Annotated in this window: 12 protein-coding genes; 4 read left to right on the forward strand and 8 right to left on the reverse strand. The window is 45.3% G+C overall.

Annotation, left to right across the window (positions count from 1 at the left end; translation table 11 throughout):
- Positions 1-903: 903 nt before the first annotated feature.
- Positions 904-1,308 (reverse strand): MerR family transcriptional regulator, encoded by a 405-nt coding sequence (locus AC27FN_RS03865; RefSeq protein ID WP_487166693.1) that lies wholly within the window; start codon positions 1,306-1,308, stop codon positions 904-906.
- Between the two features lie 259 nt (positions 1,309-1,567).
- Between AC27FN_RS03865 and AC27FN_RS03870 the strand changes: the two genes are divergently transcribed.
- Both AC27FN_RS03870 and AC27FN_RS03875 read left to right on the forward strand, forming a co-directional pair.
- A complete protein-coding gene (locus AC27FN_RS03870; RefSeq protein WP_487166694.1) occupies positions 1,568-3,082 on the forward strand; it encodes an MDR family MFS transporter in 1,515 nt (504 codons plus the stop codon).
- Positions 3,082-3,819: a DUF4811 domain-containing protein gene (locus AC27FN_RS03875; protein ID WP_487166695.1), complete on the forward strand. Its 738-nt coding sequence runs from the start codon at positions 3,082-3,084 to the stop codon at positions 3,817-3,819. The genes AC27FN_RS03870 and AC27FN_RS03875 overlap by 1 nt, the downstream gene beginning before the upstream one ends.
- Positions 3,820-4,244: 425 nt before the next feature.
- Here the strand turns inward: AC27FN_RS03875 and AC27FN_RS03880 are convergent, their stop codons facing one another.
- The 7 genes from AC27FN_RS03880 to helD form a co-directional block, all read right to left on the reverse strand.
- Positions 4,245-7,085, reverse strand: a complete 2,841-nt coding sequence (locus AC27FN_RS03880) for a hypothetical protein (protein WP_487166696.1) — start codon at positions 7,083-7,085, stop codon at positions 4,245-4,247.
- A 478-nt stretch (positions 7,086-7,563) separates the two neighbouring features.
- Positions 7,564-9,597, reverse strand: coding sequence for a transketolase (gene tkt, locus AC27FN_RS03885; RefSeq protein ID WP_487166697.1), 2,034 nt, complete (start codon positions 9,595-9,597; stop codon positions 7,564-7,566).
- Positions 9,598-10,066: 469 nt separating this feature from the next.
- Positions 10,067-11,368, reverse strand: a complete 1,302-nt coding sequence (locus tag AC27FN_RS03890; RefSeq protein ID WP_487166698.1) for an APC family permease — start codon at positions 11,366-11,368, stop codon at positions 10,067-10,069.
- Positions 11,369-11,518: 150 nt separating this feature from the next.
- Positions 11,519-12,103 (reverse strand): aggregation-promoting factor, encoded by a 585-nt coding sequence (gene apf, locus AC27FN_RS03895; protein ID WP_487166699.1) that lies wholly within the window; start codon positions 12,101-12,103, stop codon positions 11,519-11,521.
- A 400-nt stretch (positions 12,104-12,503) separates the two neighbouring features.
- Positions 12,504-13,715, reverse strand: a complete 1,212-nt coding sequence (locus AC27FN_RS03900; RefSeq protein WP_487166700.1) for an MFS transporter — start codon at positions 13,713-13,715, stop codon at positions 12,504-12,506.
- Positions 13,716-14,086: 371 nt separating this feature from the next.
- Positions 14,087-15,013: a type I pantothenate kinase gene (gene coaA / locus AC27FN_RS03905; RefSeq protein WP_487166701.1), complete on the reverse strand. Its 927-nt coding sequence runs from the start codon at positions 15,011-15,013 to the stop codon at positions 14,087-14,089.
- A 110-nt stretch (positions 15,014-15,123) separates the two neighbouring features.
- Complete coding sequence (helD, locus tag AC27FN_RS03910; protein ID WP_487166702.1) at positions 15,124-17,427, reverse strand: RNA polymerase recycling motor HelD; 2,304 nt, start codon at positions 17,425-17,427, stop codon at positions 15,124-15,126.
- A 563-nt stretch (positions 17,428-17,990) separates the two neighbouring features.
- Between helD and AC27FN_RS03915 the strand changes: the two genes are divergently transcribed.
- Positions 17,991-18,638, forward strand: a complete 648-nt coding sequence (locus AC27FN_RS03915) for a VTT domain-containing protein (RefSeq protein WP_487166703.1) — start codon at positions 17,991-17,993, stop codon at positions 18,636-18,638.
- Between the two features lie 25 nt (positions 18,639-18,663).
- Complete coding sequence (locus tag AC27FN_RS03920; RefSeq protein WP_487166704.1) at positions 18,664-20,526, forward strand: monovalent cation:proton antiporter family protein; 1,863 nt, start codon at positions 18,664-18,666, stop codon at positions 20,524-20,526.
- Positions 20,527-20,571 lie beyond the last annotated feature (45 nt).

The raw sequence follows: 20,571 nt of genomic DNA on the forward strand, positions 1-20,571 counted from the left end.
TACATTTATATGGTACCGCAAGTCACCACAAACTGCAGGGGTAATACACAAGATGAGTCAAGTGGATAATCATCAATTGGCACGCGGCTCCGAGTCATTGAGCCAAACCGCTATGGTTACCAAACAGGAACACTGTCGAACTCCAAAGACCTGAGGCTTGTGCTCTGAATATAAAAAAACACCTCACCAGATTCCCTTAACTGGTGAGGTGCAGTAACAGGTAGTTGATGACACCATGAAAACGGTAATTTTCATGAAACATATTGTTTTAAATACGATCACTAATCACCCCGGAAGGATGATCCTCGAGCGCATTCCGCGCGATTTATCGAACCTTTTCTACAAAAAGTTGTCCAAAAAACACTCACAACATGAAGCAATGGCCCAGCCGTAAAGATCGGCCATCTCCTGGGAATTTTTGGGTCATCAACTGTGATCCCTGTTACACCCTCAGCTTAGCATGTACAGCCGCGTGCGACAAGTGAATAAAATCAGAGCGCTCGCAAGACCGGGTGAGTCCGAGCACCAACGGACAATCGCAATTGGGCGTCTTTGGCCCAGTTGCGGTTGTTGGTTGGGCACAGGACTCAGGTCTTGCGAGCGCGTTTACGATAGCGTATGAACCATCATGGGGGAGTTCGAGCAACAACTGGAAATCATGAGCGGGCGTCCCTAGCCCGAACAGGTTTTTTGGTTGGGCACAGGCTTCAGTGATGGCGAACGCGTTCTCGATAGCGTCCAAGTCCTCACTAGTGAATCCAATCACCTACAGGAAATCATTCCGATAGCCTAACCAGTTCCTACTTGTTCATCACACACCATCTGGAATTTCGCAGCCGCATAAACCTCACCAACGTCCTCACTCTAGCCGAAAATGGGTTCCCGATGAATCAACTTGCGCAATCAGGTGTTTGGTTGGTTCCGCATCAATGGCCCAAAATCAATCAGGTGCGTTCCCTCGTCGACCAATTCAACCCGTTCAATTCGGTCTGAAACTAGATGTTTCAACGTCTTAATAACATCGCGATGTTGTGCCATTTTTTTGGCAGCGGTTGCCAATGTGTATCCCTCATCCAGGTAGGCCTTCATTGCGCGCACCTTAAATACAGTTTCATATTTATATTTACGATTGCCTTCATTTTCGCTGAGACATTTAATGTAACCTTTATCCGTCCAATAGCGAAGTTTTGTTGCACTGATGCCAGTCGCCCGGGCCAAATCGCCGATACCCATTGTAATGACATCATCATTGCGAAAAATTTTCATCAACCAGGCTTTCGAACCAACATCGCCTGCAAATTGTTCCATAGCGTTCCCTCAATATCCGTTGACACTTAGTGGCGCTCATCCCCGTTAATCTGGTATGACTAACTTGTCTAAAAGCCAGTGACAACGTTATTTTTTTGATTTGTGACATATAGTTTGACAGAAATTTTTGTGATGTTTCCTTGAACTATTATATATTTTGAAATATAGTTGTCAACTTACTTGACACTAACCACGTGAAGTCTTATATTAATCCTCGTGCTTTTTAAACATGAATTTTGTAATGAAAGAAGGAACTCCTATGGCAAAAGCCGTCGATACCAACGGCAAACCGTATAACCGTACCTTAATGGTTGTCGTCTTGCTAATTGGGACATTTTGTACCGTCCTGAACCAGACTATTTTAACGACCGCTTTCCCAACTTTGATGAAAGCCTTCGATATTTCTACTTCGACCGTTCAGTGGCTCACCACTGGTTTCTTAATGGTCAATGGGATCATGATTCCGATCTCTGCTTACTTATCAAGTCGATTTAATTCAAAATGGTTGTATATCTCCGCGATGACAATCTTTGAAATTGGAACGATCATTGCATTTATCGCACCTAACTACGGCACGCTACTCACTGGCCGACTCGTTCAGGCCGTCGGTGTTGGGATTGCGATGCCATTGTTGCAGACCCTGATGCTAACGATTTTCCCTGCTAGTTCTCGTGGTGCTGCCATGGGATTAGCTGGGATTGTTATTGGTGTTGCGCCGGCTATTGGACCAACGCTATCTGGGTGGATCATTGATCAATATCAATGGCGTGATTTATTCGGCATGATTATTCCGATCGTCGCTGTTGTCATTATCGGTGCATTCTTCTTTATGAAGTCGGTTATCGAAACAACCAAGCCACGACTAGACTGGTTATCTGTTGCGATGTCGACATTTGGATTTGGTTCATTATTATATGGCTTCTCATCCGTTGGTGACGATGGGTGGACTTCTGTGAAGGTCATTTCAACACTCGTGCTTGGCGTTATCATCATTGCTTTATTCGTTTGGCGCCAATTAACCATGGAACACCCATTTCTGCAACTACGTGTCTTCAAGTCCAGTGAATTTACCATTGCGGCAATTCTCAGTTCTGTCGTGATGATTGCCATGACGGGGGTTGAAATGGTTCTGCCGCTGTACTTGCAAATTGTTCACGGCATGAGCGCCTTTCATTCTGGACTTACCCTTTTACCAGGTGCCTTAATGATGGCAGTAATGAGTCCCATTACCGGGCAAACCTTCGACCGCATTGGTGCTAAACGTCTCGGTATCGCTGGATTGTTCCTGCTAACCGCCGGCACATTGCCTTTTGTCATGATCACCAAAACAACCCCGACAATCTACGTGACCTTCTTGTATGCGGTCCGCATGTTTGGGATTTCCATGGTCATGATGCCAGTGACAACGGCTGGGATGAACGCGTTGTCCTTTGATTTAATTTCTCATGGGACCGCAGTTAACAACACAACCCGGCAGGTGGCGACCTCCATCGGGACTGCCGTCATGGTTTCAGTCCTTTCAAACGTTACTAAGAACGCCATGCCCGCCCACCACGTGCTTACCCAGACGCCACTGGTCTACAAGGTTCGTGCGATTAACGCGACCTTAAGCGGTTACCACGCAACTTTCTGGGTAGCGATCGGCTTTTGTATTCTCGGCTTTGTCTTGGCTTTCTTCCTTAAGGGATCCAAACGAGCTTCAACTCACGTCACGCAAGCAAACACAGACGGCTTAAAGACTCCTGCAGCCGCTGATAATGGAGGTGAAGCCTAATGATTTTAGTCACCTTAGTTCTCGGTGCCATCGCCTTTTTCGTTTGTTTTGTCTACATTAAACCGGTTATCTGGCGAACGGTTGGGACATTGTTGGCGCTAGTCTTCCTCATTCCGTCGTTACTCATGATCAACTTAAACGATCACGATCACTTTGGCATGAAGAAAGTGACCACTACCACAACTAAAGTCATCTATTCCGCCGATCCAACTGGCAAAATGAACATGATGCTTTATCAAAACATCGGTACTAAAGGCACCGAAAATACGCAAATTTACGCAACTAAAAAGGGGCAAAAGAAGCCCGGTCACACGCAGGTTAACGAAAATACGTTTAACCACGTCAAGTCAACGACTGCTTCAACGGCTACTTTAACCACCAAAGAAACGCGGTGGGTCTACAAGAACAACACAACCAAATTGTGGTTTAACGTCGCTAATAATAACCACGAATTGATTAAACGAACGAACACGTTCCATCTACCTAATGACTGGGTACACTTATCGACGACGCAGGCTAAACAATTGAAAGCACAAATGGCTAAACAGCAGACCCCTGCTGCCCAAGCGCAAGTCAAACAACAGGCCGCTGCATTCGTTAAGCAACAGATGCAATCCGCCATCGCAAAAGATCCTAGTTTGGCCAATAACCAAGCTAAGCAACAACAATTGAGCAAACAATATGCCGCTCAATTCCAAAGCCAACTGATTAAAAAGGCTGTGGCAAATTTGAAGTAAAATGTCATCTTAACACTGGTGATCATCAAGAAATCACCTTTCTTCAATCCAGAAAGTGACGTTTACTCCAAAAGTCGGCATTAAACAGGTTTATTAATTTAGGTAGTTAATTCTCGTTCAAAATTGAACGGTGATTAGCTACCTAATTTTATTTAGATTCCTCCTCGATTATAATAATCAATCCCATGCATTGACTGCTTGAGATAGTTCGTAGTCTGAGCGGCTGGCGGTCTTAACCAATTAATCCCGCTTGTGGAACCCGACAAACAATCTGAGGGCAAGCCGGTGGTGTCGAACGACCACGAACATGTTAATTTGAGTCTGACTATAAAAAATCTCCTCACCTTCTCAGCCGTCCGTTTCTAAAACCGGTTAGCTGAAAGACAAGGAGATTTTTTATTCATAATGCAGCAGTTGATAAAAAGCTATTTGCGTTTTCTAACTGGGAAAACAGTCAATGTCGCAGCGGCCAAGATCGCAAATAACTCTACTTGCTGGTCAATTGAATCGCGGTGAGTGGTGCTTGTCTTCGGTAACGCAGATTTTGGATTCAATGATGAATGTAAATGTGATGCAGCTAGCCGATTAACCCCAGCCGAACCTTTGATTACGTCTTGTGGTGTCGTTGTGGCCGGCTTGGCTGACCGATTATTAGCCACAGAGGTGTCAGAACTGGTGGTTAAATTGTTGCTAGTAGCCGAAGAATCAGCGAAACTAGAGTTAACGGAACTAGCCGCTAACGAATCGACCGCATTAGAGTTGGCCGAACTAGTAGCTGAAGAATCGGCTGAACTGGAGTTAGCAGAACTAGTAGCGGATGAATCGGCTGAACTGGAGCTAGCCGAACTAGTCGTTGAAGAATCAGCTGAACTGGAGTTAGCAGAACTAGTAGCTGAAGAATCGGCTGAACTGGAGTTAGCAGAACTAGTAGCGGACGAATCGGCTGAACTGGAGCTAGCCGAACTAGTCGTTGAAGAATCAGCTGAACTGGAGTTGGCCGAGCTAGTAGCGGACGAGTCAGCTGAACTGGAGTTAGCAGAACTAGTCGTTGAAGAATCAGCTGAACTAGAGTTAACGGAACTAGTGGTTGACGAATCGACCGAACTAGAGTTAACGGAACTAGTAGCGGACGAATCAGCTGAACTGGAGCTAGCCGAACTAGTAGCGGACGAATCAGCTGAACTGGAGTTGGCCGAACTAGAACTAGCTGAACTATCTCCATCAATTTTGGTAACATAAACATTATTTACCCTACCGGTTGTTGCTTCGGCGATTGTTTCCTGTGGATTGGCAAGTTGATAGCCAGTCGGAATATTTTGAAAACTATTGTAAACGACTTGAATATAAACGTAATCCCAGGAGCCAACTTGTTGACCAGTTGCTTGATCAATGTAGTTATAAGTAGTCGTGATACTATCGTATTCCTTGTTGTATTCAGCTAATGAAATTACGGGAATATGGTAATCGTAGGTAATGTTATCGTCGGTGGAAATTCCGTAGTCTTGCGTATCTGAGTGCCAATAACTGGCATGATATTGACCGGCATAAATTGGGAATCCATGAACATCTAATGCTGGATGATTGAATTCTTGTTTAGAAATTGTCGCGACTACAGTTCCATCTTCTTCTAGGTAAACGACACCATGATCAACCTTTGCATCGCTTGTTGCTGAAGAAGAAGCTGACGAATCGACCGAACTAGAGTTAACGGAACTAGTCGCTGACGAATCAGCTAAACTGGAGTTATCGGAACTAGCCGCTGACGAGTCAGCTGAACTGGAGTTGGCGGAACTAGTCGCTGACGAATCGGCCGAACTGGAGCTAGCAGAACTAGTCGTTGAAGAATCAGCCGAACTGGAGTTATCGGAACTAGCCACTGACGAGTCGGCTGAACTGTCTCCGCCAATTTTGGTAACATAAACATTGTTTACCTTACCAGTTGTTGCTTCTTCAATTGTTTCACTTGGATTCACAAGTTCATAACCTACTGGAATATCTTGGAAAGTGGCAACGCCTCCGCCCGCAACATGAGCATATTTCCAAATACCCACCTGAGATCCTGTAGCTTGATCAACATAGTTGTAGGCAGTTGTCATGCTATCATACTGTTTGTTGAATTCTGCTTGTGAAATAACATCGACATTGTAATTAATAGTAACTCCGTCAACGGTGGTCATTTCAAGTTGTCTCATATCTGAATTCCAGTCGCTACGGTAGTATTGACCGTCATAAATTGGAATACCATGAACGTCTAAAACAGGATGATCGAACTCATGCTTAGAAATTGTCGCGACTACAACGCCATTTTCTTCTAGATAAGCGACACCATGATCAATTTTCGCATCGCTTGTGGATGACGAATCAGCTGAACTGGAGTCAGCCGAACTAGTCGCTGACGAATCAGCCGAACTAGAACTAGCCGAACTATCTCTATCAATTTTAGTAACATAAACATTGTTTACCCTACCGGTAGTTGCTTCAGCGATTGTTTCCTGTGGATTGGCAAGTTGATAACCAGTCGGAATATTTTGAAAATCATTGTAAACAATTTGAATATAAACATAGTCCCAAGAGCCAACTTGTTGACCAGTTGCTTGATCAATGTAGTTATAAGTAGTCGTGATACTATCATATTCCTTGTTGTATTCAGCTAATGAAATTACCGGAATATGGTAATCGAAGGTAATGTTATCATCGGTGGAAATTCCGTAGTCTTGCGTATCTGAGTGCCAATAACTGGCATGATATTGACCGGCATAAATTGGGAATCCATGAACATCTAATGCTGGATGATTGAATTCTTGTTTAGAAATTGTCGCGACTACAGTTCCATCTTCTTCTAGGTAAACGACACCATGATCAACCTTTGCATCGCTTGTTGCTGAAGAAGAAGTAGCTGAGCTAGTAACTGAAGAGTCAGCCGAACTAGAGTTAGCAGAACTAGTGGTTGACGAATCAGCTGAACTGGAGTTAACGGAACTAGTCGCTGACGAATCAGCTAAACTGGAGTTGGCCGAACTAGTAGCCGAAGAATCAGCAGCACTGGACTTGTCTGAATTTGTACTCGATATCCCAGATGATAATGCTGTAGTAAAATTCAATATATGGTTATTCGTCTCGAGGGGTTGTTGTGTCAGTTGATTACTCGCCTGTACCTTCATAGAGGTTGCTAGAAAACCTGTAAAAGCCAAACTTAGCGTAGCCGAAAACAGCCAAAATTTATTTGCCCTTTTTGTTATTAGAAACTGGTTTGATCGTCTACTCATTTTGTATTCCTCCATTTACTCAACAGTGACAGACTCTGGCTCAATAGCCGTATCGGTCGATAGGCTGTTTTTTGGCATTAGGGTCGTTATAGATCTCCACAACTAACCAAGATTTAACTAGGTGACTCGATATTGTTTTTATCATGATTCTTCCCCCAGAAGAAAAAATAAGTGATTTCATTCACGAATTATAAAAATATTAGCTTTCCTTATGAGATAGTATAATGCACAAAATGTTATATTTCAATTTTGAATATTTTCTTTAATGTACGATAAAACTTAAACCGCCGCAGTATCAGTCAAGACATGTTGCAAGAAGCTCCAAGAAGCGTGGTTAATCCACAGTAACAAAATACTAATACCCATATGAATTGATTCAATCTAGATACTGAGGAAGATGCTGATAGCAGTGAATAATTAAAGCGACCAAAAAGCGTGTTTGGGACAACACCCAAACACGCTTTCCGATCTATACTATTTATCTCGTTGAGGCAAAGTCTGACAAGGCATGTAACCGGGTGTTCACCAATGAAGCATAAGTGTCGACAATGGTATCAGCGGTAAAGTGGAAACGTTTGACTACTTCGCTACCCTTACCACTCAGACCAAAGCTGTCGATGCCGATCGCTTTGCCGTCTAGCCCGACATACTTGCCCCAATCTGTGGTCCGACCCATTTCAATCGCCACCCGATTTCGCACATCATGAGGCAAAACTGTTTCACGGTAAGACTCAGGTTGGGCGTCGAACAGATCCATACTTGGCATTGAAACAACGCTGACATCCTCACCACGATCTGCTAAGCGCTGTTGCGCAATGATCGCTAGCTGAACCTCTGACCCTGTCGCGATTAAGATCCCATCTGGCGTCCGCCCTTTTTGTGGTGAAATCACGTAGGCCCCACGGCTCACCCCTTCTGGATGTTGTTTGGCCCCAGCTAAAACGGGTAATGTTTGACGAGAAAGAATTAGCGCTGTTGGACGATCATGGGTTCCCATCGCCTGCTGCCACGCCGCAATCGTTTCATTGGCATCGGCCGGTCGAATCACCGAAAGCCCAGGCATTGCCCGCAATGCGGCCAGTTGCTCAATCGGTTCATGCGTTGGCCCGTCTTCCCCAACCGCGATTGAATCGTGCGTGAAGACATAAGTGACTGGTAACTTCTGCAGAGCCGCCAAACGAATCGCCCCGCGCATGTAATCTGAAAAGACCATAAAGGTACTGCCATATACCCGCGTACCACCATGTAGCGCAATCCCGTTCATGGCACAACCTTCTGCAAATTCCCGCACACCAAACCACAAATTACGATTAACCGCGTTATCCACATCAAACCGACCGTTATCCTTCAAATCAGTCTTATTGGAAGCAAATAAATCAGCCGAGCCACCCCACAGTGAGTGTTCACGCTTACCTAATGTCTGCAACACCTTGGCGGAGGTTAACCGCGTGGCTTCGGCATCGCCCAGTTCATAATCATCGGTTAAATCACTGAGATCAACACTCTTAATTTGACGCACATCATCCGCAAAATAGGCAGCTAATTCAGGATATTGCATCGCATAACTTTCCATCATGTGGTTCCATTGCGCCTCAGCCTTATGCCCGCGACGTCGAATTGAACGATAGAAGCGTTCATACACTTCGCCCGGAACGTAAAACGGCGCGTATGGCCAATCGTAGGCCTCTTTAGTGGCAGCTAGATCAGCTTCACTCAACGGTGCACCATGGACTTTATTGGTGCCTGCTTGTGGTGAACCGTAACCGATAGTCGTTTTGACTTCAATAATGGATGGACGATCGTTAGCGGCTTGCGCCTGCTTAATCGCATGATCAATCGCATTTAGGTCGTTACCATCCCCCACGCGATGGTAGTCCCATCCATAACTTTCAAATCGTTGATGAATATTTTCATTAAACGCATTCGACAAGGGGCCATCGAGTGAAACGTCATTGGAATCATATAGCACAATTAATTTGCCGAGTTTTAAGCGGCCAGCCAGACTCGCCGCTTCATGGGAGATTCCTTCCATCAAGTCACCGTCACCGACCAGTGTGTACGTATAATGATCGACAACGTTAAAGCCCGGCCGGTTATAGGTTGCCGCCAAGTGTTCTTCAGCCATCGCCATGCCAACAGCCATCCCTAGCCCCTGTCCTAGTGGACCAGTGGTCGCTTCAACGCCATCGGTCCACCCATATTCGGGATGCCCCGGTGTCTTACTGCCTAATTGGCGAAAATGTTTCAAATCAGTCATCGAAACCTTGTAGCCACTTAAGTGCAATAGGCTATATAACATTGCTGACCCGTGACCAGCCGACAAGACAAAGCGATCACGATTAAACCAATGTGAATCTTTTGGATTAACGGTCAGATGCCGACTCCACAAAGTGTAAGCCATTGGTGCAGCTCCCATCGGTAATCCAGGGTGGCCTGACTGCGCCCGATCAATGGCGTCGAGACTTAACGTCCGCACACTATTTACCGCTAATTGGTCAATTGAATCAAACATAAATTTATCATCCTTTTCTTTTAACAATCCGGCGAGTAAATCACGACCGGTACTTTTGGTCTATGTTTGATACGATAGCGGTCTCATCATAAATCGACAAGAATAAAATGGTGATAATGGTAATAGTTTGGTTAAAAATACATGAGTAGTTAAAATTGGAATACCGTTTTTCATCCATAATTACCAAGGATTTCTCCACATTGGTCTATATTTTAGCATACGGTTGTATTTTGCCATTATTTTGTTGGTGAAAAGCCACGTAGTTAACCAAAAATCCGTCTATTTTTATAATTGGTATAGTTAAAAACCGCTCAGTCATTTGCTACCTTGACTGAGCGGTTTGTTGTATTTGTCGAGCTACCCAAGCCTGATGTCTGTGCCTAGCCCAGCCTGCCTAATTGGCAAAGAGCGCCAACCAGTCAGTCTCAGCTAGTGCTCGACATCACCCGGCTTGTTTCGCTCTGATTATTTATCGATGCTGATTTTGTTGCTGTTCAAGTTCGCGGCGCCGGTTACGCGTTAAGAAATAAAAGGGGATGGCAACCACCAAAGCTCCCAGCCCCCAAATTAGGTTCACCAATTGTGCCTGCGCAAGTAACCAAAATGAAACCAAGACTGCGATGATGGGAATCACCGGTCCAAACGGCACTCGGAAGGCTCGCGGCTGATTTGGCCGCGTTCGGCGAAAGACCAATACCGCTAAAATCGTAGGCAAGTATTGGGCAAATCGTGAGACAACTGAAATAGCAGCTAGCGTACTAAAGGTCCCTGTCAACGCCAGTGGTAATGCCAATATCACCGAAATGATGACCGCCACATCAGGGACACCACGCCGATTCAGATGACCAACGACCCTTGGCATCACACCATTATCCGCCATTGCTTGACCACTACGCGGTACGGTAAATGACTGCGCAATGGCAATGCCGGTGATCGAGATCACAGTCCCCGCACCAATAATCGCTTTAGCAACCGGTCCTAAAATTGCAGACAAAGCGGTTTGCATCGGTGCCGCCGTGGTCGCCAATCGTGGCCCCAAGATACCAATCGAGACGGTTTGAATCAAAAAGTACAACAACGCCACTAACCCCATGACTGTGATGATGGCACGCGGTACATCATGTTGGGGATCCTTCATGGCTTCGGCGGCAATAACAATGGCCTCAAAACCGGTAAACGCATAAAACATCACAATTGCCGCTTGACCAAATGATCCGGTTACATAATGCCCATGCGGAAAAAACGGCGTAAAATTGCCGGCGTGCATGAAGAAAAGACCGATTGCCACAAAAAGTACTAACGGCACCATTTTGGCGACAGTAATAACATCATTCAACCATTTAGTGACGTTAACACCGAGAATGTTAATTAGGCCCAGTCCGACTAAGAGAACCGTAATAATCGTTGCGCGCCACACCGGTTGAGCTAACACTGGCCATAATGCACCTAAAGCGGTCGCTAAGCCTGCCGCCATCGTCGCCCAAGCAATAATGCTAATCACCCAGATAATAAAACCAACTTCATAACCAATAAAATCGCCAAAGGCGGCTTTTGCGTAGACGTACGGACCACCATTTTCTTTAAACAAGCTCGCGTCCTCGGCGAAACAAAAAGCAATACTAACCACCAACAGCATGTCGAATACAAAAACTAATAAACTAGCTGGCCCAATTAATTTCATTGCGGTATTTGGCAATAAAAAAATTCCTGAGCCAATGATCGCATTCAAGCCGAACAAGACGATGCTGATAAAGCCAAAGCGTCCCTTCATTGCAGTTCCTTCTTCCTATAAATAACTACAAACGCTATTATGCACCCTAGAGCGTACTCTAACGCAAATAAAAATACCAAAAAAGGCCGTCCATCACTGGACGACCATTGGATCAAGAATAGACTTAATTATTGGCTTACGCCAGGTTGATTACCACCAACCGTTTGATTGCCAGAAAGCTTGAGCGCCGGCCCATGAACCATAGCGAGAAACGGCGTATTGCGTTGCAACAGCTTCTTGGTGAGCTGGCGATAAGTCGCCACCCAACTTGTCTAAGCTAAGTTGGTACTTGCCGTAATATTGACCATTAACGGCTGTGTAAGAACCACCAGATTCGCGAGCTGCGATATAAGCTTGGGCTGCTGAATCAGAACCAGAAGCAACTGGAGCTGCAGGTGCAGCAGCTGGTGCTTGCGTAGTTGTTGCTTGTTGCGTTGCAGCAGCAGGTTGTTGCGTAGCAGTCGTTTGCGTCTGTTGTTGCGTTGAAGCAGCGGTGTTAGCACCGTCAGCATCAGGAATTGTCAATGACTGATCAACAAAGATTAAGTTCCCACCGTTTTGCAAGTGGTTGGCGTTTACAATGGCTTCAACAGTACTGTTGTTTTCAGCAGCTAACTTAGAAACTGTGTCACCACTTTTAACAGTGATGTTGGTGTCAGCGTTTGCTACGACACTCCCTAAACCAAGTAATGCAGTTGCGCTAGCAGTAGATAAAACTAATTGTTTGATCTTCATATACTAATTTTCACTCCTAAGGTTGTTTGGTGTAACCACGATGGGCTACACGCTGGCTAATTAACTCGTGATGGTGAGTTAAGATTTCTTTAATAACAATAACTTAACGATGACCACTATACAGATTGTAAATAACAGAAGAATACCGTAAACATTACAAATTTAGCCGCAAATGTCATATATTCCGATATCTGAAACATTTCGTAATATAACCCAATTCGTGAAACGTCTTGTGTCTCTAACAATTTATCGACTTATCAGTTACTTGTGGACAATCGTTTTTCGACTTGTTTTCAATACTGATCACGATGATACAGCGGTTTATCTGCCCACCTAAAAAGACGCATTTTGCGGGTAAATTGCAAAATGCGTCCTCTTTTAGACCATTTAGGTTAATCATTTACGTTTCTGACTGATGTTGTGAAAAAAGCCAACTAATCACAAAAATTGCTACAGCTAATGTCACTCCCATTAAAATAAAGGTCCCCTCGCCCAACCAATCGATAATAAAGCCGAAGATAAAGTTGCCCACCGGGTGCATAAAATCAACGGAAATAAACCAAATTCCGAAGACCCGTCCTAAATAGGCCACATCCGTTTGGTCTTGGACCAAAGTGTACAAACTAACACCAATTCGTGAAATTAAAAAGCCATAGATGCCGGTGACCACCAGTAAGACCGCGTATGGACGCCAGAGACCGGCAATTAACATCACCGCTGCGAGTAAATAAATCTCGTGTTCAATTTGATTCATCTGGCGGACTTTTTGCGAGCGAATCAGACTCAAGCCCCCGAGCATGCCACCAATCGCCATCACTGCCATTAAGTAACTATATAAGTGCTCATCACCATTAAAATAATGTTTAACATCATACGGTAATAACAAATTAAAAGCGGCATAGAAAATATTCACGACACTATCAACAACGACCATCTGGACCAACAACGACTTGCCTAAAACATACTTAAATCCGCTGGTGAGACTCGACCATATTGACAATCGCTGCCGCCGCTCCGGCTGATAATGATACGAAATGCCCAGCAACAATCCGATAGATAGTAGGAACGAAGCCGCGTTAATAAACAAAAACTCACGGAAATTGACCCACCTAATGGCCAGTAACGCGCCTCCCAGCAGAGGGGCAAAAATATCCGCCAGATTAATTGAAGTGTTAGACAACGCGTTAAACCGTTGCAACGCTGACGTTTCAATCAATTCTGGTACCAACGCTTTGGCGGCTGGAAAGTTGAAGCCTAGACCGATATCTAAGATTACCGTCAACAATACCAGCTGATAAAATACCGGATGATTGACATCAACAATTAACGCCATTAGTAAACAAGCAATAAAGCTCAAAACATCGGACCAAAACATGATCATTTTACGATTCATGCCGTCAACCAACGGACCCGCTAATAAATCAGCCACCACCAACACAATCCCACCGATTCCTTGAACAATTCCCAACAAGGAGGCGGTCCCCGTGGCTTTCACAATGAACCAATTTAATCCAAAGATGTACAATGCATCGCCAAGTCGTGAAATGAATGGACTTAAAAATAACGGCCAATTGAACGTCCGTTTACGATTAACCACCGGCAATTCTGACATTCAACCACCCCCTTCGTATTTGTTAAATTCGTTCTATCATACCAAAATAACTCAGAGCGAAACAAACCGAATGGTGACGAGCATTAGCTGAGCATGAGCAGTTGGCGGGCTTGGCCAATTGATCGGGCTGGGCTAGGCACAGGCATCAGGTTTGCATAGCTCGACAATCGGCGCGTCACAAGCCCGCTGACGGCTGCATTGGCGCCACTTAAGCCTTAGACTGGACGTTCATTTACTGAGCCAATCTTGTTTTGAAAAAACAGGTTGACCGTTAGCTATTGCCATGGGTTTTGTCATTTTTTGAAACAAAAAGCCCTGTCAAGATGATCGCACTCACCCCAACAAGGCACCACTGGTCTGGACAACCAGCATCAATACTTCCGCAGATAGACAGCATCAATAGTATGATGCCTGACTTTATGCAAAATGACGTTCGCCCGATTCCGCGTTGGCAAAATGTACTCGTTCAAATTGCGCAAATCGACATCATCCCAGACTTGTCGGGCATATAAAAACGCATCTTCTCGTGATCCAGTCGCCAATTCGTGATAAAAATTAGTGGGATCGTTGAACGCAGAGTTCAGTAAAATATTGAACCGCTCTAGGAACCAGTGTTCAACTAATTGTGGATCCGCGTCCACATAGAGAGAAAAGTCAAAAAAGTCACTGACAAAAATTTCAGCTTGCGAAGGTAATTGAAGGACATTGATTCCTTCGACAATTAAAATGTCCGGTTGATCGATTTCATCGTACTCATTGGGAATCACATCATACACTTGATGTGAATATTTAGGCGCTTGGACATGCGGTTTAGATTGTTTGACATCATTTAAAAATTGAATCAATCGAGGCATGTCATAACTATCAGGAAACCCTTTGTCGTCAGCAATCCCCTTTTCCTCCAGCACGGCATTAGGGTATAAAAACCCATCGGTCGTAATTTGTTGCACCTTTAGTTGTGGATATAAATGTCGCAATAGCAAAGCTAATAGCCGAGCAGTTGTCGACTTCCCAACGGCAACTGACCCAGCAATACCGATTAAAAAGGGGACATGCCGGTGAGCAACACGTAAAAAATCACTACGTTCATCGTTAGCTCGTTGGAAATCACGATACTTTAATAGGATGTAATGCACCAATGGCATATAAATCTCACGCACATCGTCCAATGAAATACGGTCATTTAATGAACGAATCTGTTCCAAATCAATCTCATCTAAAGGTACCGACTCGGCATCGAATAGCGTTTGCCACTGATCACGTTTAAATTGGTCATAATTATCAAGTTGTTCAGCCATTTGCTTGCCCCACGTTTTTAAAAATTCCTGTTCAGTATACCATAGCAAAACGGGTGTGAGACCACTTTTTGAAAGCGGCTTCACACCCGTTATTATTTTATTTTCATGTGTTAGACCGTGACTGTTTCACGCGTATACAACGCTGCTGGAACGCGCGCCATTAACGGCGTCAATTCACCAGTTGCCAATAACGTTAACTGATGCATCGCTCGTGAGCAGATCGTGTAGAGCAATTGCCGCTCACTTTCGTCGTCGTAAACTTGCTTTGAGGCATCCCACACAATCACTGCATCGAACTCCAAGCCTTTTGCTAGATACGCTGGAACAATTAACGTCCCGGGAACTAAGCGCTGATTTTCCGTCCGAATCAGCGTCGCCTTCACGCCAGCAGCCTTCAATTGATCAGCGATTGCTTCACAGGCTGCTAAGGTCTTCCCAATAATGGCTGTCGTCTCGTGGGCTTGGTTATTCGCATCCAGTTGTGCCATTAGCCGCTGTTCTTGCGCAGATTGGTTTGGCAATACCGCGACAATCGGTTTATCACCCGCCCGATTAAAGGCCGTAATTTGTTCGCCATCAACTAACAAAGCTTTGGTGAAATCCGTGATCTGCTGAGTCGAACGATACGACTTCGTTAACTGGACGACCCGCGTTTTTTCCGGGTCAAACATCGTCGACAGTTCACTGAGCAATGTCCGGCTATTTTCTTGGGTGAAGATGGCCTGGTTTAAATCACCGAGTAATGTAAATTTAGCTCGTGGAAAGCTAAACTTCAGAAAAGCTAATTGAAAGGCCGAATAGTCCTGAACTTCATCAATGAAGACGAAGCGAATGGCTTTCTCACCTTTTTTACCGGTCATCATATCATATAGGTAGAGATAAGCGGACGTGTCAGCTAGTGACAGCTGATGATTACGGTAGCCTGATAACGTCACTTCAACACTTGCTTGCCACTGTGCTTCACTGATTCCCTGCGCGGATAAATCAAGCATGGCCGGCACATGCCGCAAAAAGTGCGCGTATTGCGCGTTGATGTTCAAATACCGACTCCGTGAAATAGCCAACTGCACGGGTTTAAACGCCTTCATCACGATTTGTCGGGCTAAGAAGCGATATTCCTTTTCCTGACTATCAAATTCGCGCGGTTGATCTCCAAACATAGTGTCAACTTCTTCACGGGTCAAATTCTGCACCGCTTCTTCAACCCATTTATCGCGAATTTCCGTTGAAATACGACGATTCAAGATTTTAATAAGCTCCTCACGCGTCGCGGATAAACGATTGGCCAGATGATAATTCTCATTGAATGAGTAATAAATTTCTGCAATTTTTTCCTTGCTGATGAAGACTTGATCGCGAAATTTAATATCCCGAAAGCGCATGTCCGCTTGTTCCAAATGATTGGCATAGTCCGTGACCACGTTAAAGTAATTGAGACTTCCCTTCAACGTATTTACTGCACGAAACTGATCATCAGTCGTTGCTTCAAATCGCTGTTGTAACGTTTCAACTTGAATTTTGGGCAGACGTCGATTGGTGTACTGCAAGTATGTCATCTGCACCATGTTTTGTTCACCTAGTTCAGGCAACACTTGATTGATGTAATCGTTAAACAACTGGTTCGGTGAAAACAAAACCACTTGCCCGGCCGTCAAATTTCCGCGATACCGATACAGCAACCAAGCCACGCGCTGAAGCACGGCCGCCGTTTTCCCAGACCCAGCCGCCCCCTGAACGAATAGGAGATCAGAATTGGTGTCTCGAATAATCTGGTTTTGTTCCTTTTGAATGGTCGTCACAATACTCTTCATCTTAGTATCAGAGGCGTTGCCTAACGCTTCCATCAACATCGAGTCACCGACGACTTCATCGGTATCGAACATGGTGACAATCACGCCATCTTTAATCTGAAATTGTCGTTTCAACTTCACATCCACTGTCTGTGGACCATCGGGGGTCTGATACGTGATGTCACCTAGACCACCATCATAATAGATTGAAGAAATTGGGGCCCGCCAATCGTAAATCAAAAAATGATCTGGTGAATCGGCAAACGAACCTAAGCCAATGTAAATCGTCTCTGGCTTACCAGTCGGTCCCTCTTGAAAATCGATTCGGGCAAAATACGGCGTCCGTTCTAACTTCTGCAATACGTCCAACCGTTGTGTGGCATGTTGCCAACTATTCTGGCGTTCATCAAGCATCTGTTGCTGTGCCCGTAATGACATGGCCGTATCCGTCATGCCTTCATAGCTACCTGTATTTAGATGAACTTCACCAAAGGCCCGTTCAATATCTTTTCGGTCTCGGGCCGCCGTGGCAATATCTTCACTGGCGACCTGTTGCGCAACCTTAATTTTTCCAATGACATCATCTAGATGTATTTGTTCTTGTTGCTCGGCTGAGTCAGTCACGTGATCGCCCTCCATCTTGTTTATGGTCCCCATTGATTCACTTAAAACCAACGTTAATTAGCGAAAAATCGTACTAAATATTATAGCTCAATTAGGGTAGTTTAGTAAACTGATTGGCATGAATCAGATGGTGTTACCTTTGTGTGGGTTATTCACGGCCGACCAACCTGAACGCCACGAGCATTCGTCTGGAACGCCGTGAGTCCGCTCTGAAGCTGGAGGTGCACTGGTTTCACGGTCAGACCTTATCGTCAGCTAAGTCCGCTAACGATAACGACACAGGCTGAGCCGATTCCCGCTACGTCCTGGTTGGTCTACTTGCCGGTTAACGCGCATAAATTTTAGGCTAGCGTCAGCATCAAAGTACAATTAACCTAAACACCACCACGCCGAAGGATTAGGTCTGGCAAGCGCGTTTCCGCCAGAATACGGCAAACAACTAAATTGGGGTAAGCATGTTCCGCATACCTAAAAATTTATCAAAGTCAGTCCTGATACCTCGCTATTCAGACCTATTTTATCTACACTTAGAGGTAATCGGAGGACGACGAGGAGGACGGTGCATGTCACAACTCTTTCACATTTTGAGTCACTTACAAGAATACATTTTGCCACTCTTCTCCTGGATGGGAGATTGGAGTTACGTCACCTTATTTCTCCTGATCTTCGCCGAAACTGGCTTGGTCATTTTTCCATGGTTACCCGGAGAATCCTTGATCTTCGTGACTAGCGCCATTGCGGCCGCAACGCAATCAAATTTGGATATTAAAGTTTTGGTTCCAATTTTCTTTTTTGCAGCCGTGTTAGGCGATACGATAAACTTTCGCATTGGCGCTTGGCTGTTACGCTTCAAGTTTATTAATCGTCATCTACGCGGTGGCTTGGAACGTGGCCGCGACTTTTTTAATCGATATGGGGGCCGCGCTGTCATTTTCGGTCGATTCGTCCCCCTCATCCGTACGTTTGTCCCACTTTTAGCCGGTTCAACAAAGATGAGTGAACGCCGGTTTGCGGTGCTAAACGTTATCGGCGTCGCTTTGTGGGTCACTGTTGGGAGTGTGCTCGGTTATTACTTCGGCCGTCTCCCATTTGTTCAACACCACTTTGCTTGGATATTTGTTGGCGTCGCCGCAATCGGAATTTTGCCTGGCCTTATCGTCGCGCTAACACGACATTTGCGGCGTCACTCTAATCACTTTTATCGACCATAATGCTTAACCTTGGGAGGCACGTTCCATGGGGCAACTTTCACTATTAATCTTATTATTAGCGGCCTTAATGACACCTTTGTTAATGGCTCGTTTTAAAATTACATTCTTGCCGACCGCCGTCGTCGAAATCATTGTCGGTATTCTGCTCGGCACGAGCGGTTTCAACTTGATTCATTCTTCAAGCACGCTCAACCAATTATCCACATTAGGTGTGATTATCCTATTATTTTTAAGTGGGATGGAAATCGACTTCAGCCTTTTTCGCCGCCAACCGTTACCTCAAACGGCGCGTGCAAAAAAAGCAGCCGCTAATTCACCACGACAACTAGGCCCGCTCATGCTTGCTATTCTCGCCTATGGCACGGTTGTCCTATTAGCGATCGCGATGGGGTGGGCCCTCAAAACCACCGGCCTATTCACGGACCCATGGTTAGCAGCGATTTTGTTTGCCACCATCGCATTAGGGGTAGTGATCGCCACACTTAAAGAAAACGAATTGCTCAGTCGCCCTTATGGACAAACTTTGCTCTTAATCGCAGTTCTCGGTGAGGTGGTCCCGATGCTAAGTCTCACGGTCTATGCGAGTCTGGTTGGCCATGCGAGCAAATCAATCTATTGGGTGCTGATCTTGTTTATTGTCGCGGCCATCTTGCAACTACGCTTCCGGACATTCTTCACGTGGTTTGAACGGATTAATAAATCAACCACCCAGTTAGACATCCGCTTAGCTTTCTTCCTTATTGTCGCCCTCGTTACCGTGGCTGAAACGGTGGGGGCCGAGAACATCCTCGGGGCATTCGTCGCTGGTATTGTCATGAAATTACTCGAACCACGACCGGCCACGCAAGAAAAACTCGATTCAATCGGTTATGGCTTCTTTATCCCGATTTTCTTCATCATGACCGGTGTTAAATTAGACATTCCCGCCCTCATGGCCAGCCCACAGACGCTTTTATTGATTCCGTTACTATTTGTCGGTTACGTGGTGGCAAAACTCGCGATCTGGCCCATTTTGAAGTTACGCTTTAAAGCCGTCAATGCGACAGCTGGCACTGCCCTATCAGTGACTACCATCACGTTGGTTTTGGCCATTGACTCGGTGGCCGTCTCGCTCCACCAAATGACCAATCAACAAGCCGGCGCCTTTTTGTTAGCAGCGATTATTACCTGTATTTTTGCGCCATTACTCTTTAACCGGTGCTTTGCGGCTGACGCTGAACCATTGCCTAAACAAACGGTCCACTTCATCGGCACCAATATCACCACCGTCCCAGTTGCCCAGCAGCTGGCTAAAGGGTGGTATGACATTGCCATGTTTACGGATAAGCCAGAGAACTATCGTGCCTATAATAGTGAAGTTAACGTCACCTTAGTTGACCCGTTCACGCCTGAACAGCTAGCTGAGGTCGGTGCTTTTGATGCCGATATTTTATTTATTGGTCACTACAACGCGGCGCAAAATGCCGGCGTTGCTTTAGCCGCTAAAGAATATGGCGTACCCCGCGTATTGGTTCGCTATGAAGATCGCAATATTTTAGACCAAACTGAAGACCAACTCACTGCGGCGGGTATTGAAGTCTTCAATACGGGGGAAATCACGTTGGCCTTGTCGCGCAGTCTCATTGAAGCGCCGGATACCCTGCGCATTTTGACCGACACCGATGCGGGAATTTTCGAAGTCACCATCCTGAATCAGCGTTTTACTGGGATTAATCTCAGTGATCTGCCGTTCATCAATCAAATCACCATTTCACAGGTGATTCGTAATCGTCAATTTATCAAGCCAACCGGAAATCTAGTCTTACAACTTAACGATCGATTGATCTTTACCGGCTCTAAAGCCGCCATTACCGATATTCGCGCAGCCTTAGGGACCGTCAATCATTAGTAAAATCGGCTGGCTTAACTTTGTCACCGGTCCGATCACCCGGCA

It is taken from the genome of Furfurilactobacillus sp. W61-4 (genome assembly GCF_057545565.1).